Source organism: Serratia sp. CoH_122_TC_1, assembly GCF_058191755.1.
Genome location: NZ_JBXWLA010000019.1, coordinates 30,775 through 49,910, shown reverse-complemented (window position 1 = coordinate 49,910; position 19,136 = coordinate 30,775). Strand labels below are relative to the sequence as shown.

The following is a 19,136-nucleotide window of genomic DNA, read 5'->3' as shown; positions in this document are numbered from 1 at the left end:
TAAAAAGCCCCTCATGACGAGGGGCGCAGAATAGCAAAATCTGACCGAGCTGTCTTAGCCGATCAGCGTTGGTGCAGGGGTAACCACAGCACCAGTCGCAACCCGCCGAGCGGGCTGTCTTCCGCTTTCACCCAGCCGCGGTGCTGATTGACTGCCGCTTCTACGATCGCCAAACCCAATCCTGTCCCACCGGATGCGCGATCGCGTGCTTCGTCGGTACGATAAAATGGCCGGAATATTTGCTCGCGATCTTCCGTACTGACACCAGGACCATCGTCGTCAACCACAATGGTGATGCCCTGGTTGTCCGCGCTGAAGGCTACCGCAATGTGAGTGTTTGAGTAGCGCAGGGCGTTACGCACGATGTTTTCCAGCGCGCTGTCGAGCGCACCCGCATTGCCGAACAGCGTCCACGGGCCGGGAGGGGAAGTGACCTCCAGCTGTTTACCCATTTGTTCAGCTTCAAAACCAGCATCATCCAGTACGTCAGCCCAAAGCTCGTTGGCCAGCAACCGCTCACGCACCAGCTCGCTTTTCTGTTGCCCGCGCGACAGCACCAACAGATCGTTGATCATCGAGTCGAGGCGCTGTGCTTCGGTTTCGATACGTGCCAGCTCATGCCCTTCGCCGTGGCGGCGGCGCATCAATGCGGTAGCTAACTGTAGGCGGGTCAGCGGTGTGCGCAGCTCATGTGAGATGTCAGAGATAAGCCGTTGCTGCGCGGTCATCATCCGTTCCAGTGCACTGACCATTTGGTTGAAGCTGGCACCGGTTGCCAGAAATTCTTGCGGCCCGGCCTCCAGTTCTGGGTGCTGTTTCAGGTTGCCTCGTGCAACATCATCGGCAGCATTCTTCAGCTTACGTGCCGGCTTTGCCAGGCTCCAGGCTAGCCACAGCAGCAGTGGGGCGCTGATTAACATGGTGACGATCAGCAGCAGCAGCGGCCGGTCGAACATCAGGTTGATAAAATCGGATTGCGGGCTGTTGGCGGGGCGGATCAGGTACAGCTGGTAATTGTCTTCACCGTCGCGAACGGAAAACGGACCAACCAGCTCAACGCGGCCGTATTTTTTCTTCTTGGGATGATCGGAATTATCAGACTGGCCAATAAAATTACGCACCAACTGCATTTCGTTGCGCTGCATGTTGCCAATCACCCGGCCTTCGCTGGTAACCAGAATGAGGCGCTGCCCAGGTGGGGCCCATTTTTCAATGGCACGGAATAAGCGGCGCCACCACATCAGATCGTTGGCCGGATCGTTTTGCAACTCGGCCTCGACATGTTGTTCCAGCATTAGCCCCTGCCGCTGCTCGCTGTCCAGCAGCGAGGTCATTTGGCGGGAGTCGAGCTTGGGCACCATCAACACCAACATCAGCACCAGAGCTAATGTGAACCAAAAAATGGCGAAGATGCGTGCCGTCAAACTGTTGATCATGTTGCTGATACCATTAAATAACCCCGTCCGCGCAAGGTTTTGAACCACGGATGGCCATCTTTGCGGTTCGGGAGTTTACGTCGCAAGTTGGAGATATGCATGTCGATGGCGCGGTCGAAAGGCGTCAGTCGTTTGCCCAATACTTCCTGGCTCAGCAGTTCACGAGAGACCACCTGGCCGAGATGCTGTGCCAGCAGGTACAACAGGGTAAATTCGGTGCCGGTAAGATCCAGCGTTTGACCGTCAAAGCTGGCTTCCTGGCGGCCTGGGTTGAGCTGCAAACCGTCAACGTCCAGCGTGGGTGCGCCGGTATCGACATTTTGCTGCTGTTCGCTCCAGTTGGATCGGCGCAGAATCGCACGAATACGCGCGACCAGCTCACGATCGTTAAACGGTTTTGGCAAGTAGTCATCGGCACCCAGTTCCAGACCCAACACGCGGTCCAATTCGCTGCCGCGTGCGGTCAGCATAATGACGGGTGTCTGGTGGTGCTGACGCAACTCTTTTAACGTATCGATACCGTTCTTCTTTGGCATCATGATGTCGAGCAACAGCAGATCAATGGAGCTGTCCAGAAGCGACAACGCCTGTTCACCATCGTAGGCTACGACGATAGTAAAACCTTCCATTTCAAGAAGTTCTTTTAACAGCGAGGTCAACTCGCGGTCGTCGTCAACTAACAGAATTTTGTTCATTGTATTTTTTCCTCCTGACGCAAAATACGTCATCAACTGTTGGCATTCCATGACTTTACGTAGTTTTACATGCACTGACGCATGTTTGCAGGTGCAGCAGTACACTGCTCCTCGTTGATTCGCAAAGTGAGAAAGCACGAGGAGTTAAAATGCGTAAGGTGACCGCATTAGTTATGGCATCAATGCTGGCAATAGGTTCTACCGCTGCGTTCGCTGCTGACACTACATCGGAAACTGTACCGACTCCCGGAAACGACGCGATGACCAGAGCGCCTGGCCAGCACCACATGTTTGACGGTGTTAGCCTGACTGAACAGCAGCGGCAGCAAATGCGCGATTTAATGCGCCAAGCGCGCCACGATCTGCCTGGTGTCAATGTAGCTGAAATGGAAGCTATGCATAAACTGGTAACCGCAGACAAATTTGATGAAGCCGCCGTGTATGCCCAGGCGGAAGAGATGGCTCAGCAACAGGTTAAGCGCCAGGTCGAAATGGCCAGAGTACGCAACCAAATGTATAACCTACTGACGCCACAGCAAAAAAGTGTTTTAGACCAGAAGCATCAGCAGCGTATGCAGCAGATGGAGCAACAAATTTCTGGTTTGCAGCAAACTTCTGCCCAGAAGTTAAGTATGACTGAGTAGTCCCCTGTTTTTCCTTGCCATAGACACCATCCCTGTCTTCCCCCGCCATGATGGCGGGGTTTTTTTTGTCCATCATTTCGCTATATTGACCCTCTCAACGTTCAACCGGGATGGGTTATGGAACCGCAATATGCGCGTTTGGTGAAGTCTGCCGCGCTAGCTGCCACCGCGTTGGCCTCAATACTGTTGCTGATCAAAATTATTGCCTGGTACCACACCGGTTCGGTGAGTCTGTTAGCGGCTTTGGTGGACTCGCTGGTGGATATTGCCGCGTCATTGACCAACTTGTTGGTGGTGCGCTACTCGCTGCAGCCGGCCGATGAAGAACATACCTTCGGGCACGGCAAGGCAGAATCATTGGCCGCGCTGGCACAAAGCATGTTTATTTCTGGCTCGGCGCTGTTCCTGTTTCTGACGGGCTTCCAGCATCTTTATTCACCTGAAACGCTGCGCGACCCTGGCATAGGTATTGTGGTTACGGTTGTTGCGTTGTTTAGCACTCTGTTGCTGGTCACCTATCAGCGTTGGGTGGTCAGAAAAACGCGCAGTCAGGCTGTGCGAGCAGATATGCTTCATTATCAGTCAGATGTCATGATGAATGGTGCTATTCTTATCGCGCTTGCGCTAAGCTGGTATGGTTTCCAACGGGCGGATGCATTGTTTGCATTGGGAATTGGCGTTTACATTCTTTACAGCGCGCTGCGGATGGGTAATGAGGCTGTGCAATCGCTGCTGGACAGGGCATTGCCGGACGAAGAACGCCAGGCCATTATTGAGGTGGTTTCCTCTTGGCCAGGGGTGAAAGGCGCACACGATTTACGCACCCGCCAATCCGGCCCGACACGTTTTATTCAGTTGCACCTGGAGATGGACGATGGGCTGCCGCTGATGCAGGCGCATATCCTGGCCGAGCAAGTAGAGCAGGCGTTGCTGCATCGTTTCCCAGGGGCGGATATTCTCATCCACCAGGATCCTTGTTCTGTGGTGCCAGCGGGCCAGCAGGGGCGTTGGGAGCTATAATCAGTACAGGGACGGTGAGATTGCATTGCGCGCAAAGAGTGGCGTTAGCTCAGCGTGCCATGACAGTTTTTTACCGCAATATTGCGTGACTTGAATCAATTCAGCTGGGTGTTTTTGCTATAATATCCAGCAATAAAGCCGTAAAGCTGGTTTTCTGTAGCCTGAGTGGTTCCAAGACAATCGGCGAATACAGAATTCTTAAGAAATTGCATCTACAGTTCAGAGGTAGTCATGATCAAGAAAATCGGTGTACTGACGAGTGGCGGTGATTCGCCGGGTATGAACGCTGCGATCCGTGGCGTTGTGCGTGCTGCACTTTCGGAAGGTCTGGAAGTTTTTGGTATTTACGATGGCTACCTTGGCTTGTACGAAGACCGCATGGAACAATTGGACCGTTATAGCGTGTCCGATATGATCAATCGCGGCGGCACTTTCCTCGGCTCAGCCCGCTTCCCTGAATTCAGAGACGACAGCGTACGCGCCAAGGCGATTGAAAACCTGCAAAACCGCGGCATTGATGCGCTGGTGGTTATTGGCGGTGACGGTTCCTATATGGGTGCCAAACGCCTGACGGAAGAAGGGTTCCCTTGTATCGGCTTGCCAGGCACCATCGATAACGACGTGGCCGGTACCGACTACACCATCGGTTTCTTCACCGCGCTTGAAACCGTCGTGGAAGCCATTGACCGCCTGCGCGACACCTCGTCTTCTCATCAGCGTATCTCCATCGTTGAAGTGATGGGCCGCTACTGCGGCGATCTGACCCTGGCGGCAGCCATCGCCGGTGGTTGTGAATTTATCGTGTTGCCTGAAACTGAATTCAACCGTGAAGACCTGGTTTGCGAAATCAAGGCCGGGATCGCCAAAGGTAAGAAACACGCGATCGTGGCGATCACGGAGCACATTTGCGATATCGATGAGCTGGCTCGCCATATCGAACAGGAAACCAAACGTGAAACCCGTGCCACGGTGCTGGGCCATATTCAGCGTGGCGGTTCTCCCGTTGCTTACGACCGTATTCTTGCCTCTCGCATGGGCGCTTACGCTATCGAACTGCTGCTGCAGGGCTACGGCGGGCGTTGTGTCGGTATCCAAAACGAGAAGATGGTGCACCATGACATCATCGATGCGATCGAAAATATGAAGCGTCCATTCAAGGGCGACTGGCTGGAAACAGCGAAAAAACTGTATTGATCCCGTCTTAATCCGGGCAATAGAAGCCTCCGCATGCGGAGGCTTTTTTTATGTCTTTGCGGTTATATTCCAGAATCGTATAGCCCAACATTTTTTATTCTTTAATTGGTGGGAAAGTTTCTGGCAGGCTCTGATGCTAAATCAACCGATTGAGGTTGCGATTATTTTCCTGGGAGAGCGAGTCAATGCGTAAATGGGGTGTAGGTCTGACAATCATGTTACTGGCGTCCGGTGCCATGGCGAAAGATATCCAATTGCTGAACGTTTCATATGACCCGACACGTGAGTTTTATCAGGAATATAACACCGCATTCGGCAAATATTGGCAGCAGCAGACTGGGGATAACGTGACGGTGCGGCAGTCGCACGGCGGCTCAGGTAAGCAAGCGACGTCGGTGATCAACGGCATTGAGGCCGACGTAGTGACACTGGCGTTGGCCTACGATGTGGATGCTATCGCTGAGCGAGGCCGCATCGATAAAGAGTGGATCAAACGCCTGCCAGACAACTCGGCACCTTATACCTCGACCATTGTGTTTCTGGTGCGCAAAGGAAACCCAAAACAAATTCATGACTGGCCGGATTTGATCAAACCAGGCGTGTCGGTGATTACACCGAACCCGAAAACCTCCGGCGGGGCGCGCTGGAATTACCTGGCAGCCTGGGGTTATGCGTTGCATCAAAACAATAACGATCAGGCCAAGGCACAGGCGTTCGTTAAGGATCTGTATAAAAACGTTGAAGTACTGGATTCCGGTGCGCGTGGCTCAACCAATACCTTCGTGGAACGCGGAATCGGTGATGTGCTGATCGCTTGGGAAAATGAAGCGTTGTTGGCAGAAAAAGAGCTGGGTAAAGACAAATTTGAAATTATCACCCCGAGTGAATCGATTTTGGCCGAGCCAACCGTGTCGGTGGTAGATAAGGTGGTTGATAAGCGTGGTACCCGCGATGTGGCTACTGCTTATCTGAAATATCTGTATACGCCGGAAGGGCAGACTATTGCGGCGAAAAACTACTATCGCCCACGTGATGCGGCAGTGGCCGCCAAGTTTGCCGAGCAATTCCCGAAACTGAAGCTTTTCACCGTGGATGACACTTTTGGCGGTTGGACACAGGCGCAGAAGGTGCATTTCGCGACGGGTGGCGTGTTTGATGAAATCAGCAAACGCTAAGTATGAATGAGCCACAATAAATAAACCCCGGCAAGCCGGGGTTTTGTCATTTATCAGCCGAGTGAACTCAGGCTTTTTTAGCGGCAGCAGCGGCTTTGACGATCACAGCGAAAGCATCGGCTTTCAGTGATGCGCCGCCAACCAGCGCGCCATCGATGTCTGGCTGGGTGAACAGCTCGGCGGCATTCTTATCGTTCACGGAACCACCGTACTGGATGATCACTTCTGCAGCGACGGCAGCGTCCTGTTTAGCGATGTGATCACGGATAAATTTGTGTACGGCTTGTGCCTGCGCTGGGGTAGCAGACTTGCCGGTACCGATGGCCCAAATAGGTTCGTAAGCGATAACTGCGCCTTTGAACGCTTCAGCACCCTGGGTTTTCAGCACGGCGTCAATCTGGCGTGCGCAAACCTCTTCGGTTTTACCCGCTTCGTTTTCTGCGTCAGTTTCACCGATGCACAGTACAGGGATCAGACCGGCAGTTTTCAGTACGGCAAATTTCTCGGCGATCGCAGCATCGGTTTCTTTGTGGTAAGTGCGACGCTCAGAGTGGCCGATGATGATGTATTGCGCGCCAATATCTTTCAGCATGTCAGCGGAAACTTCACCGGTGAATGCGCCGGACAGGTTGACGTCAACGTTTTGTGCGCCCAGAGCAATGCGGCTACCAGCCAGCGCGTGTTTGGCTTGGTCCAGGTACATGACTGGCGGTGCGATAGCAACGCCACAACCGTCAACGCTGCTCAGTTCATTGCGCAGAGCGGCAATCAGTTCGTTAACCATGTGAGTGCTGCCGTTGAGCTTCCAGTTACCCATAACTAATGGATGACGCATGTTTTTTCCTCCAACAAGGGAACGCGAGAGTCGAAATAACCACTGCCGGACCGGCAGTTTACCTGCCCAACAGTATAGAGATGATTAAGCACGAAGGCTTTGCTTTTCGTCATTAAATAGCCCGCTGTTATGGCTCGGATAACGTCAGCTTAACCGGTTCAACAGCGAAAGTTACCCCTTTATCGCCGTTGTCTGACACAACATAACGGATCGCACCGACCTGCTGTTGGTAAAAGCGTGAACCTTTGCCTTTTTCCAGCAGGGTGGCCACTTTGCCCAAGCTTTGATCCACCGTGAGTGCCGTTTCAAACTGGCGCATCAGCGCGGCCATGTAGCTAATAGCAATGGTGCGAGCGGCTTTTTCTTCGCCGGCCTGTTGCAGCGGCAGGTGGGTAATTTGTAGCGTTTTGATTTTGCCGGTGCCTTTTTCCAGTGCGGTAGAGGCGTAGAGATTTTCGTTCAACTTGCTGGCGGCGCGCGTCAGCAGCGGGGTGTCGTCTTCGCCCGTTGCGATAGCGCGAAACTCACCGATCGGTAATTTCGGGTTGTCGCGATTATACTTTTCGCGGAATTCCACCACCGTCAGATCAAACGTCGGCGCCCCGGCGAGCAGGTACGGCGCGGTAGGCGACGCACTGACGGCGGCATCCGGCGGATCGGCCCAGGCGCTGTTGATACTCAATAACAGGCAGGCGATGGCGATGGTTTTTCTCAACATGGTATACACGGCATCAAGAACAAAGATGGCTCCGATTAAAGCGATAACCGAGGGGGATTGTCAAAGATCCCGTGCCATTATCGCTTGCTGACAGGAAAGCTGTGCGTTACTCCGCGTAATGCAGGGCGGAAACCTTCGCCATGCCGCGCCTATGTTACACTGCACGGCAGATTATGGGCAGGCTAACAACGCAGGATTCAATGACAATACAACAGTGGTGCTTTTCGTTTAAAGGCCGAATTGGGCGGCGTGACTTCTGGATTTGGATGGTGCTGTGGCTGGTACTGATGGCGGTGGCTTTTTCTCTTGCCAGCCGTGAGCTCGTGGATATCCAAACCATTGCCTTCTTTATCGTCGGGCTGCTATGGCCAACGGCGGCGGTGTTGGTGAAGCGGCTGCATGACCGTAATAAAGCCGGTTGGTGGGCGCTGTTGCTGATCGTCGCCTGGTTGCTGGCGGCCGGAAACTGGCAGATGCTGGCACCGGTTTGGCAGTGGGGGGTAGGGCGTTTTATCCCGACGTTGATCATTGTGATGATGATGATCGATTTGGGCGCGTTTGTCGGCACGCCCGAGGATAACCGTTTTGGCCCACCGGCCAAGCCAGTGAAGTTCAGCGCAGACTGAGGATACGGGTTACCAGTAATGTTCGCTGGTGATATGGCCTGGCTTGCGGCGCAGATGCTTGCGCATCTGCCGCTGATCTTTCAGCGTCTGCTGGGTATCCCGCACCATTTGCGGGTTACCGCACAACATGACGTGGTCCGTTTCAGCATTGATCGTTAACCCTACCGCGGCTTCCAGTCGGCCATCCTCAATCAACGCCGGCACACGGCCCGTCAGTGAGCCGGCAACCTCCTCACGGCTTACGACAGTCTGAATGCGCAGTTTGCCGTTGTAGCGCTGTTGCAGCTGTTGCATCAGCGGCAGGTAACTGAGATCGCGTGCAAAGCGGGTGGCATGCACCAGTACCAGATTCTTGAAACGTTCCAGGTCTTTACCCTCCTGCAGAATGGATAGGTATGGGCCGATAGCCGTACCCGTTGCCAGCATCCACAGGGTGTCGCATTCCGGCACTTCGTCCAGCACGAAAAATCCGGCAGCGTCTTTGGTGACCATCACTTCCGACCCCGGCTGTAGCTGATTGAGACGTGGGCTCAGTTTGCCTTCCGGCACGGTGACCAGGTAAAACTCCAGGTTCGGATCGCTGGGGGCGTTGACATAGGAATAGGCGCGTTGCACGCGCTCGCCGTCAATTTCTAGCGCCAATTTGGCAAATTGCCCTGCGATGAAGGGGGCAATGGGGGCGCGGACGGTAATACTGAACAACCCGTCGGTCCACTGCGTGACTTGCGTAACCTTGCCATTAACCCAGTCAGCCATACTCTAAAGCTCCAATGGTCGAATCAAATAAGCGCAATGTCGTGAGCCGGAAATGGCATGTGCGGTACGCTCTATGCGATAGCTGTGACCGAACAGGCGGTGAAACAACTGTAGTTCCGAGTCGCATAGGCTGCTGCAAGCGGTGGCTGCTACGCCAATAGGGCAGTGGTTTTCTACCAGTAGCATACCCTGCGGATGTTCAAACAGTTCTGCCATATAACCATCGTGTTGCCGCAGGCGCACGAGCCGGTTGAGTTTAGCCTGATGGCAAGCCTCCTCGGACAGTTCTTCGGCATAACGTTGATAAAGCTTATCTTCACGTACACTGAGTAACTGTTCTACCCCTTCAGCGCCAAACAGCTGATTCGCAGAATCCAGTAGCGCCGCCGCCAATGTATTGTGGCAATCGGCGAACTGGGCATGACCCTGATGGGTCAGCGACCAGTAGCGCGTAGGGCGACCCACTTTAGTGCGTGCCTCTTCGTAGCAAACCAACTCACGTTTTTCCAGGGATTGCAGATGCTGACGGATGCCCATGGGGGTGATATCCAGACGCTCAGCCAACATTTTGGCGGAATGCGGCCCCAAGGTTTTTAACTGCAATAAAATCAGCTCTGGTGTCTTCATTAACCCAATCCCTATGGCGTTATTTTATTTCAAGATGATGAAAATAATTATCGATTAAATGCTAAAGGTAAACTACTGAAAGTTTGCCATTGTTAACTCTTAAGCGTTAGACGTACAGTTTAATTTACGTGGCTGGTTGCCTTTGCTGCCACTGTGACCAAGATCAATATTTGCCTGAAACTCGCTAAAAAAATTAAATTTGTTAGCTTATGCCGCCATAGAGGGCTGCTCGCCGTTCTGGCCGAATTTCGAGCCAGAACGGGACGCTGTGACGAGTTAATACGTTAACGAAGATAATGAGAAAAATAGAAAACTTTCACCTGCTGGTGATGCTTACCCTGTTGGTGGCTGTCGGTCAGATGGCACAAACCATTTATGTTCCCGTTGTTGCTGATATTGCCAAAGATCTGTCGGTGCGTTCAGGTGCAGTACAGCGCGTGATGGCGGCATATCTGATGACCTATGGCTTCTCGCAACTGATTTACGGCCCGCTGTCTGACCGTATTGGCCGCCGCCCGGTGATCCTGGCTGGGATGATGATTTTCATGATCGGTGCCCTGGGCGCATTGTTGTCCAACAGCCTGACGATGCTGGTTGCTGCCAGTGCTATTCAGGGGATGGGTACCGGCGTGGCTGGAGTGATGGCACGTACCATGCCACGTGACCTGTATGCTGGCACATCACTGCGATACGCCAACAGCCTGCTTAACATGGGTATCCTGGTGAGCCCACTGCTGGCGCCGATCATCGGTGGGGCATTGGCGATGGTCTTTGGTTGGCGTGCCTGTTATGCCTTCCTGCTGGTGCTGTGTACCGGTGTCGCTTTTGCCATGTTTCGCTGGCTGCCGGAAACTCGACCGCAGCAGACCGAAAAGCGGCGAATGCTGGCGAGTTTCCGCAAGTTGTTGGGCGATAGCACCTTCAGTTGTTATTTGGTGATGCTGATCGGTGCACTGGCGGGGATTGCCGTGTTTGAAGCCAGCTGTGGCGTGCTGATGGGGGGCGTGTTGGGCTTGAGCGGTCTGACCGTCAGTATTCTGTTTATCCTGCCTATACCGGCGGCATTTTTTGGTGCCTGGTACGCCGGTCGAGACGGCAAGACCTTCCACAGTCTGGTGTGGCACTCCGTCATCAGTTGCCTGTTGGCAGGTCTGATGATGTGGATCCCCGGGTGGTTTGGCGTGATGAATATCTGGACGCTGATTGTGCCGGCTGCATTGTTCTTTTTCGGTGCCGGCATGATGTTCCCGCTGGCCACGACGGGTGCGATGGAACCTTTCCCTTATCTGGCCGGGGCCGCAGGCGCGTTGGTCGGTGGCATGCAAAATATGGGTTCTGGCCTGGCGACCTGGCTTTCTGCCATGTTGCCACAGACCGGGCAGTTCAGCCTCGGTTTGCTGATGTTTGCCATGGCACTGTTGATTCTGCTTTGCTGGTGGCCGTTGTCGAACCGAATGCAGCACCAAGGTCATACCGCATAAAACGAGCAGGGCGCCATCGGCGCCCTGTTTCATTACAGCAGGAATTCGTGCAGTGCCGGGTCTTTGCGATCCAGATAATGGGTTGAACGAATGCGGCGAATGGTGCGTGATTTACCGCGGATTAACAGCGTTTCCGTGGTGGCCATATTACCTTGACGGCTGATCCCTTCCAGTAGGTCGCCTTTGGTGATACCCGTCGCGGAGAAAATGACGTTGTCGTTGCGCGCCATGTCATCGAGCATCAACACCTTACCGGCTTCAATCCCCATCTCTTTGCAGCGTGCCAGTTCTTCTTCGCCGATGCGGCGATTCTCGGCACTTTCCCCCTTCACCTGGTGGCGTGGTAACAGCCGTGCCTGCATATCACCGTCCAGTGCGCGGATGACCGCCGCGGAAATCACCCCTTCAGGTGCGCCGCCGATGCCATACATCACGTCGACTTCGCTGTCAGGCATACAGGTCAGGATAGAGGCCGCCACGTCGCCGTCAGGGATGGCAAAGACGCGGACCCCGAGCTGTTGCATGTGCGCGATAACGCCGTCGTGTCGCGGCTTGGCCAGCACGATCACTGTCAGCTGCGACAGAGGTTTGCCCAACCGTGCCGCTACATTCTGCAGGTTCTCTGCCAGCGGCAATGTGAGATCGATGGCGCCGCGTGCTGCCGGGCCGACCACCAGCTTCTCCATGTACATGTCCGGCGCGTGCAGGAAGGTACCGCGATCGCCTACCGCCAATACCGCCAGCGCGTTGGACTGGCCCATGGCGGTCATGCGGGTGCCTTCGATCGGATCGACTGCGATGTCTACCGCGTCACCTTGGCCACTGCCGACCTGCTCACCGATATACAGCATCGGTGCTTCATCAATCTCGCCTTCGCCGATCACGATGCGGCCATCGATATCCACTTTATTGAGCATAATACGCATGGCGTTGACCGCCGCGCCGTCAGCGGCATTCTTGTCGCCGCGTCCCAGCCATTTGTAACCCGCCAGTGCGGCGGCTTCGGTCACGCGGGAAAATTCGATGGCTAATTCACGTTTCATGGCAAAACCTGTCTGTGAGAAGGAAGAAAATATCGGCAAAGTTTATCACAGGGGCTACGGGGAGGGCGGTGCAAAAAAAAACGCGCCGCCCGAAGGCAGCGCGTGATAGGGGTTAACAACGCAGAGCGACGTTAATCGTGTTCTTCCCATGCTTGTGCACGGGCAACCGCTTTTTTCCAGCCGCTGTAACGGAAGTTACGTTCGGTGGTTTCAATGCTCGGACGGAATTCGCGCTCGATAACCGCCTTGCTCTTCACCTCATCCAGGTCATTCCAATAACCGATCGCCAGACCCGCCAGGAAGGCTGCGCCCAGTGCAGTCGACTCACGCACTTCAGGACGCTCTACACGGGTGCCGAGGATGTCAGACTGGAACTGCATCAGGAAGTTGTTAGCAACGGCGCCACCGTCCACACGCAGCGATTGCAGGCGGGTGTTGGAGTCAGCCTGCATGGCATCCAGCACGTCGCGCGTTTGGTAAGCGATAGACTCCAACGTTGCACGGATGATGTGGTTGCTGTTCGCGCCGCGAGTCAGACCGAAGATTGCACCACGGGCATACGGGTCCCAATAAGGGGCGCCCAAACCGGTGAAGGCTGGCACCACGTACACGCCATTACTGTCTTTCACCTTGGTGGCAAAGTATTCGGAGTCGGCTGCATCACTGATCAATTTCAGTTCATCACGCAACCATTGAATAGACGCGCCGCCGATGAATACTGCCCCTTCCAGCGCGTAGTTCACTTCGCCGCGTGGACCGCAAGCGATAGTGGTCAGCAGGCCGTGGTTAGAACGTACCGCTTCTTTGCCGGTGTTCATCAACAGGAAGCAACCGGTGCCGTAGGTGTTTTTCGCCATGCCCGGTTGAACGCACAGTTGGCCATACAGCGCCGCCTGTTGGTCACCCGCGATGCCGGCGATTGGAATACGTGTACCGCCTTTACCCCCGATGTTGGTCTGGCCGTACACTTCCGAGGAAGGGCGGACTTTTGGCAACATGGCACGCGGGATATCCAGCGCTTCCAACATGCGCTCATCCCAGTCCAGCTCATGGATATTGAACATCATGGTACGCGAGGCGTTGGTGTAATCGGTCACATGCACCCGCCCTTGGGTCATTTTCCACACCAGCCAGGTATCGACGGTACCGAACAGCAGCTCGCCGCGTTTGGCGCGTTCACGGGCGCCTTCTACGTTATCCAGGATCCATTTAACTTTGGTGCCGGAGAAGTACGGGTCAACCACCAGGCCGGTGTTGTGACGGATGTACTCTTCCATGCCATCGCGTTTGAGCTTCTCGCAAATGTCAGCGGTACGACGGCATTGCCAGACAATGGCGTTATAAATTGGCTTACCGGTCTCTTTCTCCCAGACGATGGTGGTTTCGCGCTGGTTGGTGATGCCGATACCGGCGATTTGATCGGAATTGATGTCGGCCTTCGCCAGCACTTCTACCAGCGTTGAGCTCTGCGATGACCAAATCTCCATCGGGTCATGCTCAACCCAGCCCGCTTTCGGGTAAATCTGCGTGAACTCACGCTGGGATACCGCAACAATATTGGCATCGTGGTCTAGCACTACGGCACGTGAACTGGTGGTTCCCTGGTCGAGCGCGACAATGTATTTTTTTTCTACAGTCATGATTTTAGTCCTGCTGTTGTTAACCGTTTTAAACTGTGCCAATCACGCTTTACGCTGCTGAGCCTTGGCGGCGGGTTTTTCTTCTTCTACGCAAACGTCACACGGCAGATTGCGGCCAATGAGCATGCGGTAGCCGAAGGCACCCAGGCAGGCCCCGATGATTGGACCAAAAATTGGCACCAGGAAGTACGGAATATCACGTGCACCGGTGAAGGCCACTTTGCCCCAGCCCGCCAGATAAGCGAACATTTTAGGACCGAAGTCACGCGCCGGGTTCAGAGCAAAGCCAGTCAATGGTCCCATAGAGGCGCCGATCACGGCAATCAGAATACCAATTAACAGAGGGGCCAGTGGGCCACGCGGAATGCCGTTGCCGTCGTCGGTCAGCGCCAGGATCAGGCACATCAGAATTGCGGTAATCACGGTCTCTACCAGGAAGGCCTGGCCGACAGAAATGTGCGCGTTAGGATAAGTGGAGAAGATGCCAGCCAGGGCAAGGCTTGCATCACTGCCGCGAACCATATGATTGGCTGCTTCAAAGTCGTAGAACAGGTTGTAATACAACCCGTAGACCAAGGCTGCTGCGCAGAAGGCTCCGGCGATCTGCGCGACAATGTAAGGAAGTACTTTGCGTCCGTCAAAGCAGGCGAACAGCCACAGTGCGATGGTGACTGCCGGGTTGAGATGCGCACCGGAGATGGCAGCGGTCAGATAGATAGCCATGGCAACGCCGAGGCCCCAAATGATACTGATTTCCCATTGGCCGAAGCTGGCGCCAGCCAGTTTCAGCGCGGCAACGCAGCCTACGCCAAAGAATATCAACAGGCCGGTGCCGAGGAACTCAGCGATGCACTGGCCTTTTAGGGTCGGACTGGTGGTTTGGCTCATAATGTTGTTGTCCTGCAAAACGGCGGTTATAGGTTTATAGGCTCAGCGAGCGTATCGATTTGGCCTATGGGTACAGTTTTTTCATCTCGTCCAATTATTAATTGAGGACGTGATGTAAATTTATCGTTAACGAACATAAACGAGAAATAGCGAAATCAAAATGTGTGTGCTTCGTCATAAAATTGAGCGAATTCGCGTCGTTCTGTGTTCTTTCTGCGCCATAAAAGTGTGATCTGACCAGTGCTTTCGCCACCGATTGTTAACAAACCGATTTTGCGGGCTGCGGGTATTTTCAGTTTTTGCTGATGGCGAAGGCAGGAAAATTGCAACAGACTGCGCGATGAGCCGGATGTTGCTAGACAGTCGGGGACAGGCTACTTACAATCGTTTTTATCGAAAGAAGCGTTTTATCGGGACAGGCGCGTTATTTTCAATAAAAGCGTGTGTCACTTGGCGCGATGCATATTCGCAGCAGTTGCAACCTGAGTTGCGGCCGTTACCTATAGATGTACGCCTTGCTATCATGAGGGGACTGAAGCATGTCATTTGAAGTATTTGAGAAATTGGAATCAAAAGTTCAGCAGGCGATCGATACCATCACCCTGCTGCAGATGGAAATTGAAGAGCTGAAAGACAAAAACAATACTCTGTCTCAGGAAGTTCAGGCTGCCTCTGGCAACCACGAATCGCTGGTACGTGAAAACCAGCAACTGAAAGAAGAGCAGCACGTATGGCAAGATCGCTTGCGCGCGCTGTTGGGCAAAATGGAAGAAGTCTGATTCCGTATTGCACGATCGAAAAGGGCGCCTTAGGCGCCCTTTTTCATATCTGAAGATTACTCGATGTCGAGCGGGTCTTCAGACAGAATAATACCGGTATTGTCGGCGTACAAATGGTCACCGGAGAAGAACGTCACACCGCCAAAGTTAACGCGGATGTCGCTTTCACCAATGCTTTCACTGGCGGCGCCGACAGGAATGGCTGCCATCGCCTGAATGCCGATATCCAGTTCTTCCAAATCGTCCACCTGACGCACGGCACCGTAGACCACGATGCCTTCCCATTCGTTCTGGGTTGCCAGACGCGCCAATTCTGCATTGATCAGAGCACGGCGTACTGAGCCGCCACCGTCAATCACCAGAACGCGACCGCGCCCGTTTTCTTCAAGTAGCTCGAATAACAGGCCGTTATCCTCAAAGCATTTCACCGTAGTGATTTGCCCGCCAAATGAAGTACGCCCGCCAAAATTGGAGAATAGAGGCTCAACTACGTTCACCTCTTCATGATAGATGTCGCAAAGTTCGGAAGTATCGTATTTCATAGGATTTTACGTCTGTTTGCCGCTGGAATAACCAGTATATCCCTTTATTCGCCCTGTTGGCAAAATCATCAGTTCGATGTCTAACTGAGCACCACGCCGATAGCGAACAGCACATTGGCCAGAAGAGCTGCCTTGACCATGTGTTCCAGCATCGGCCGCATACCGGCTGGTGTTGGATCGCGCAGCACGCGCAGGCCATGGCGTACCAAGAGGGGGATCGCCAGCACAAACAGCCAGCCCCACAGGCTATGCAAATTAAGCAGTGTGAACAGCGCGAAGCAGGCTACGGCCCCGATCAGCAACGCGACGTGGTAATAGCGCGCATTCTGTGGCCCAAGGCGTACCGCCAGGGTATTTTTACCGTTGGCACGATCGCTTTCGATATCGCGCAAATTGTTGATGTTGAGCACTGCGGTTGCCAGCAGGCCGCATGCGGTGGCTGGTAGCATCACAATACTGTCAAACGTGTGGGTTTGCAGGTAGTAGGTACCCGCTACGCTCAGCCAACCGAAGAATACCAGCACCGAGATGTCGCCTAGCCCCAGATAGCCATAGGGTTTGGTACCGACGGTATAGGTAATGGCTGCGACGATAGAAAGCCCACCCAGTACCAGGAAGCCCACGACGTCGCTGGGTTGTTCACAGGCGACGGCGATCAGTGAACAGCCTGCGATGGCGATCAACACCACCGTCACCACCAGAGCGCGTTTCATCTGCGCTTGGGTGATCATGCCTTTTTGCATACCGCGTAGCGGCCCGATGCGGTCTTCTTTGTCGCTGCCTTTTACCGCATCGCCATAGTCGTTCGCCAGGTTGGAGAGAATTTGCAGTAGGCCGGCGGTCAACAAGGCCAGCAGTGCGACGCCAGGTTTCAGGCTGCCTTGCCAGGCGGCAATGGCGGAACCGACGACGATAGATGCAAAGGCCAGCGGCAAGGTGCGTGGCCGTAAACTTTCAAGCCAGGCTCTGGCCGGTGAGGTGGTTGTTGATGAGCTCATTTTTCGCTTCAGAGTAAGTGGCTGTGTCCGTTAGAAATAATTGTGGGAGGCAATGCCTCCCACAGATGACTGACTGGACATGATTGAGCGATTATAGGATAAAACGACTCAAATCTTCATCTGCTACCAGTTCATCCAGATGATTACGTACGTAATCCGCATCAATTGTAATGGATTGACCGTTAATTTCACTCGCATCATAGGAAATATCTTCCATCAGACGCTCAAGCACGGTGTGTAAGCGACGTGCACCGATGTTTTCGGTCGTTTCGTTAACCTGCCATGCGGCTTCAGCGATACGGCGGATGCCTTCAGCGGTGAATTCGATATTCACGCCTTCAGTACCCATCAGCGCTTTGTATTGCTCAGTCAACGACGCGCTTGGTTCGGTCAGGATACGCTCGAAATCTTCAGTGGTCAGCGCTTGCAGCTCAACGCGGATTGGCAGGCGGCCCTGCAGTTCCGGAATCAAGTCTGATGGGCTGGCGGTCTGGAACGCACCGGAAGCGATAAACAGAATGTGATCGGTTTTCACCATGCCGTGCTTGGTAGAGACAGTGCAGCCTTCCACCAGTGGCAGCAGGTCACGCTGCACGCCTTCACGAGACACGTCAGGACCGGAGCTTTGGCCACCACGCTTACAGATTTTGTCGATTTCGTCGATGAACACGATGCCGTGTTGCTCAACCGCTTCAATTGCTTGCTCTTTCAGCTCTTCCGGGTTAACCAGTTTGGCGGCTTCTTCTTCTACCAGCAGCTTGAAGGCTTCTTTGATCTTCAACTTACGTGGCTTCTGTTTTTGACCACCGAGGTTTTGGAACATTGATTGCAGCTGGTTGGTCATCTCTTCCATGCCGGGAGGTGCCATGATTTCTACACCCATCGGCGCAGCAGCCAGATCGATCTCAATTTCTTTGTCGTCCAACTGGCCTTCACGCAGTTTCTTGCGGAATGCCTGGCGAGCAGCAGACGGCTCTTGATGTTCTTCCGCCTGGCCCCAGTTGTTCTTGGCCGGTGGGATCAGCACGTCGAGAATGCGTTCTTCCGCCAGTTCTTCGGCACGGGTACGGTTCTTATCGATCGACTGCAAGCGCACCATTTTGATCGCGGCATCGGTCAGATCGCGGATAATCGAATCCACTTCTTTGCCGACGTAGCCCACTTCGGTGAACTTGGTGGCTTCAACCTTGATGAACGGGGCGTTAGCCAGTTTTGCCAGACGACGGGCAATTTCAGTTTTACCGACACCGGTCGGGCCGATCATAAGAATATTCTTTGGCGTGACTTCATGGCGCAGCATCTCGTTAAGCTGCATCCGGCGCCAGCGGTTACGCAGGGCAATGGCAACGGCACGCTTGGCTTTGTTCTGGCCAATGATGTAGCTGTCCAGTTCGCTGACGATCTCGCGCGGGGTCATTTCAGACATAGTATTCGATCCTTACGCTTTGGAAGGCAATTCTTCAATGGTGTGGAAATGGTTGGTGTAAATACAGATATCACCGGCGATGTTGAGGGACTTATCAACAATTTCGCGGGCGCTCAGTTCGGTATTTTCCAACATCGCACGAGCGGCTGCCTGGGCGTACGGGCCGCCGGAGCCAATCGCAATCAAATCGTTTTCAGGCTGGATCACGTCACCGTTGCCGGTGATGATCAGCGAAGAGTGTTCATCTGCGACAGCCAGCAGGGCTTCGAGTTTGCGCAGCATGCGGTCAGTACGCCAGTCTTTCGCCAGTTCAACGGCGGCTTTCACCAGGTGACCTTGGTGCATTTCCAGCTTGCGCTCGAACAGCTCAAACAGCGTAAAGGCATCCGCTGTACCACCGGCAAAACCAGCAATCACTTTGTCGTTATACAGGCGACGTACTTTCTTGACGTTGCCCTTCATTACCGTATTGCCCAAGGTGGCCTGGCCATCGCCACCGATCACTACCTGGCCGTTGCGGCGTACGCTTACAATTGTTGTCACGAGCAGACCCTCGTTGAAGACGGAAAGAAGCCCTCGCAGCATCTGCTTGCGCAGACACTACGAGGCATAT

Annotated in this window: 20 protein-coding genes; 7 read left to right on the top strand and 13 right to left on the bottom strand. The window is 54.0% G+C overall.

All coding sequences use genetic code 11. The annotated features are described in order from the left end of the window. Nucleotides 1–62: 62 nt before the first annotated feature. Nucleotides 63–1,436: an envelope stress sensor histidine kinase CpxA gene (cpxA, locus tag AC2FC2_RS21695; protein ID WP_209640053.1), complete on the bottom strand. Its 1,374-nt coding sequence runs from the start codon at nucleotides 1,434–1,436 to the stop codon at nucleotides 63–65. Continuing rightward, a complete protein-coding gene (gene cpxR, locus AC2FC2_RS21690) occupies nucleotides 1,433–2,131 on the bottom strand; it encodes an envelope stress response regulator transcription factor CpxR (protein ID WP_004953234.1) in 699 nt (232 codons plus the stop codon). The genes cpxA and cpxR overlap by 4 nt, the downstream gene beginning before the upstream one ends. A 149-nt stretch (nucleotides 2,132–2,280) precedes the next feature. On the opposite strand from cpxR, the gene cpxP reads away from it, so the two are divergent. From cpxP to AC2FC2_RS21670, 4 genes are all read left to right on the top strand, one after another. Continuing rightward, nucleotides 2,281–2,775, top strand: a complete 495-nt coding sequence (gene cpxP / locus AC2FC2_RS21685; RefSeq protein WP_037421671.1) for a cell-envelope stress modulator CpxP — start codon at nucleotides 2,281–2,283, stop codon at nucleotides 2,773–2,775. A 117-nt stretch (nucleotides 2,776–2,892) separates the two neighbouring features. Then, nucleotides 2,893–3,795 (top strand): CDF family cation-efflux transporter FieF, encoded by a 903-nt coding sequence (gene fieF, locus AC2FC2_RS21680; RefSeq protein ID WP_209640049.1) that lies wholly within the window; start codon nucleotides 2,893–2,895, stop codon nucleotides 3,793–3,795. A 231-nt stretch (nucleotides 3,796–4,026) separates the two neighbouring features. Then, nucleotides 4,027–4,989 carry a 6-phosphofructokinase gene (gene pfkA, locus AC2FC2_RS21675; protein WP_209640046.1) on the top strand — a complete coding sequence of 321 codons (963 nt, stop codon included), beginning with the start codon at nucleotides 4,027–4,029 and terminating at the stop codon, nucleotides 4,987–4,989. 185 nt (nucleotides 4,990–5,174) lie between these two features. Beyond that, the gene (locus AC2FC2_RS21670; RefSeq protein WP_490659895.1) at nucleotides 5,175–6,164 is read left to right on the top strand and encodes a sulfate ABC transporter substrate-binding protein; all 990 of its coding nucleotides are present in this window, start codon (nucleotides 5,175–5,177) and stop codon (nucleotides 6,162–6,164) included. Nucleotides 6,165–6,231: 67 nt separating this feature from the next. Here AC2FC2_RS21670 and tpiA read toward each other — a convergent pair whose 3' ends face one another. Further along, nucleotides 6,232–6,999: a triose-phosphate isomerase gene (tpiA, locus tag AC2FC2_RS21665; protein ID WP_012147479.1), complete on the bottom strand. Its 768-nt coding sequence runs from the start codon at nucleotides 6,997–6,999 to the stop codon at nucleotides 6,232–6,234. 127 nt (nucleotides 7,000–7,126) lie between these two features. Then, nucleotides 7,127–7,717 (bottom strand): DUF1454 family protein, encoded by a 591-nt coding sequence (locus AC2FC2_RS21660; protein WP_490659894.1) that lies wholly within the window; start codon nucleotides 7,715–7,717, stop codon nucleotides 7,127–7,129. Nucleotides 7,718–7,917: 200 nt separating this feature from the next. Between AC2FC2_RS21660 and AC2FC2_RS21655 the strand changes: the two genes are divergently transcribed. Beyond that, entirely contained in the window at nucleotides 7,918–8,343 is a 426-nt protein-coding gene (locus tag AC2FC2_RS21655; RefSeq protein WP_037425588.1) for a DUF805 domain-containing protein, read from the top strand. Nucleotides 8,344–8,352: 9 nt separating this feature from the next. Here the strand turns inward: AC2FC2_RS21655 and fpr are convergent, their stop codons facing one another. After that, complete coding sequence (fpr, locus tag AC2FC2_RS21650) at nucleotides 8,353–9,099, bottom strand: ferredoxin--NADP(+) reductase (RefSeq protein ID WP_265556745.1); 747 nt, start codon at nucleotides 9,097–9,099, stop codon at nucleotides 8,353–8,355. 3 nt (nucleotides 9,100–9,102) lie between these two features. After that, nucleotides 9,103–9,726, bottom strand: coding sequence for a helix-turn-helix transcriptional regulator (locus tag AC2FC2_RS21645; protein ID WP_209640036.1), 624 nt, complete (start codon nucleotides 9,724–9,726; stop codon nucleotides 9,103–9,105). 296 nt (nucleotides 9,727–10,022) lie between these two features. On the opposite strand from AC2FC2_RS21645, the gene emrD reads away from it, so the two are divergent. Then, nucleotides 10,023–11,207: a multidrug efflux MFS transporter EmrD gene (emrD, locus tag AC2FC2_RS21640; RefSeq protein WP_209640034.1), complete on the top strand. Its 1,185-nt coding sequence runs from the start codon at nucleotides 10,023–10,025 to the stop codon at nucleotides 11,205–11,207. A gap of 32 nt (nucleotides 11,208–11,239) precedes the next feature. Here the strand turns inward: emrD and glpX are convergent, their stop codons facing one another. The 3 genes from glpX to AC2FC2_RS21625 form a co-directional block, all read right to left on the bottom strand. Next, nucleotides 11,240–12,250, bottom strand: coding sequence for a class II fructose-bisphosphatase (gene glpX, locus AC2FC2_RS21635; protein ID WP_265556744.1), 1,011 nt, complete (start codon nucleotides 12,248–12,250; stop codon nucleotides 11,240–11,242). A gap of 131 nt (nucleotides 12,251–12,381) precedes the next feature. Then, nucleotides 12,382–13,890 (bottom strand): glycerol kinase GlpK, encoded by a 1,509-nt coding sequence (gene glpK / locus AC2FC2_RS21630; protein WP_209640029.1) that lies wholly within the window; start codon nucleotides 13,888–13,890, stop codon nucleotides 12,382–12,384. A 42-nt stretch (nucleotides 13,891–13,932) separates the two neighbouring features. Further along, nucleotides 13,933–14,778 (bottom strand): MIP/aquaporin family protein, encoded by an 846-nt coding sequence (locus AC2FC2_RS21625; RefSeq protein ID WP_037425575.1) that lies wholly within the window; start codon nucleotides 14,776–14,778, stop codon nucleotides 13,933–13,935. Nucleotides 14,779–15,317: 539 nt separating this feature from the next. Between AC2FC2_RS21625 and zapB the strand changes: the two genes are divergently transcribed. After that, the gene (gene zapB / locus AC2FC2_RS21620) at nucleotides 15,318–15,557 is read left to right on the top strand and encodes a septal ring assembly protein ZapB (protein WP_012147470.1); all 240 of its coding nucleotides are present in this window, start codon (nucleotides 15,318–15,320) and stop codon (nucleotides 15,555–15,557) included. A 56-nt stretch (nucleotides 15,558–15,613) separates the two neighbouring features. Here zapB and rraA read toward each other — a convergent pair whose 3' ends face one another. From rraA to hslV, 4 genes are all read right to left on the bottom strand, one after another. Continuing rightward, entirely contained in the window at nucleotides 15,614–16,099 is a 486-nt protein-coding gene (gene rraA, locus AC2FC2_RS21615; protein WP_020837546.1) for a ribonuclease E activity regulator RraA, read from the bottom strand. 80 nt (nucleotides 16,100–16,179) lie between these two features. Continuing rightward, nucleotides 16,180–17,097 carry a 1,4-dihydroxy-2-naphthoate polyprenyltransferase gene (locus AC2FC2_RS21610; RefSeq protein ID WP_265556743.1) on the bottom strand — a complete coding sequence of 306 codons (918 nt, stop codon included), beginning with the start codon at nucleotides 17,095–17,097 and terminating at the stop codon, nucleotides 16,180–16,182. A 91-nt stretch (nucleotides 17,098–17,188) separates the two neighbouring features. Next, complete coding sequence (gene hslU / locus AC2FC2_RS21605) at nucleotides 17,189–18,523, bottom strand: ATP-dependent protease ATPase subunit HslU (RefSeq protein WP_209640023.1); 1,335 nt, start codon at nucleotides 18,521–18,523, stop codon at nucleotides 17,189–17,191. A 12-nt stretch (nucleotides 18,524–18,535) separates the two neighbouring features. Then, the gene (gene hslV, locus AC2FC2_RS21600; RefSeq protein WP_004953184.1) at nucleotides 18,536–19,066 is read right to left on the bottom strand and encodes an ATP-dependent protease subunit HslV; all 531 of its coding nucleotides are present in this window, start codon (nucleotides 19,064–19,066) and stop codon (nucleotides 18,536–18,538) included. Between the last annotated feature and the right edge of the window lie 70 nt (nucleotides 19,067–19,136).

Coding starts and splice junctions, on each gene's coding strand:
- fpr (WP_265556745.1), bottom strand. CDS start 9,099: ATGGCTGACTGGGTTAATGGCAAGGTTACGCAAGTCACGCAGTGGACC.
- zapB (WP_012147470.1), top strand. CDS start 15,318: ATGTCATTTGAAGTATTTGAGAAATTGGAATCAAAAGTTCAGCAGGCG.
- pfkA (WP_209640046.1), top strand. CDS start 4,027: ATGATCAAGAAAATCGGTGTACTGACGAGTGGCGGTGATTCGCCGGGT.
- AC2FC2_RS21610 (WP_265556743.1), bottom strand. CDS start 17,097: ATGAGCTCATCAACAACCACCTCACCGGCCAGAGCCTGGCTTGAAAGT.
- tpiA (WP_012147479.1), bottom strand. CDS start 6,999: ATGCGTCATCCATTAGTTATGGGTAACTGGAAGCTCAACGGCAGCACT.
- AC2FC2_RS21660 (WP_490659894.1), bottom strand. CDS start 7,717: ATGTTGAGAAAAACCATCGCCATCGCCTGCCTGTTATTGAGTATCAAC.
- fieF (WP_209640049.1), top strand. CDS start 2,893: ATGGAACCGCAATATGCGCGTTTGGTGAAGTCTGCCGCGCTAGCTGCC.
- AC2FC2_RS21625 (WP_037425575.1), bottom strand. CDS start 14,778: ATGAGCCAAACCACCAGTCCGACCCTAAAAGGCCAGTGCATCGCTGAG.
- emrD (WP_209640034.1), top strand. CDS start 10,023: ATGAGAAAAATAGAAAACTTTCACCTGCTGGTGATGCTTACCCTGTTG.
- cpxA (WP_209640053.1), bottom strand. CDS start 1,436: ATGATCAACAGTTTGACGGCACGCATCTTCGCCATTTTTTGGTTCACA.
- glpX (WP_265556744.1), bottom strand. CDS start 12,250: ATGAAACGTGAATTAGCCATCGAATTTTCCCGCGTGACCGAAGCCGCC.
- cpxR (WP_004953234.1), bottom strand. CDS start 2,131: ATGAACAAAATTCTGTTAGTTGACGACGACCGCGAGTTGACCTCGCTG.
- glpK (WP_209640029.1), bottom strand. CDS start 13,890: ATGACTGTAGAAAAAAAATACATTGTCGCGCTCGACCAGGGAACCACC.
- AC2FC2_RS21645 (WP_209640036.1), bottom strand. CDS start 9,726: ATGAAGACACCAGAGCTGATTTTATTGCAGTTAAAAACCTTGGGGCCG.
- AC2FC2_RS21655 (WP_037425588.1), top strand. CDS start 7,918: ATGACAATACAACAGTGGTGCTTTTCGTTTAAAGGCCGAATTGGGCGG.
- cpxP (WP_037421671.1), top strand. CDS start 2,281: ATGCGTAAGGTGACCGCATTAGTTATGGCATCAATGCTGGCAATAGGT.
- rraA (WP_020837546.1), bottom strand. CDS start 16,099: ATGAAATACGATACTTCCGAACTTTGCGACATCTATCATGAAGAGGTG.
- hslU (WP_209640023.1), bottom strand. CDS start 18,523: ATGTCTGAAATGACCCCGCGCGAGATCGTCAGCGAACTGGACAGCTAC.
- AC2FC2_RS21670 (WP_490659895.1), top strand. CDS start 5,175: ATGCGTAAATGGGGTGTAGGTCTGACAATCATGTTACTGGCGTCCGGT.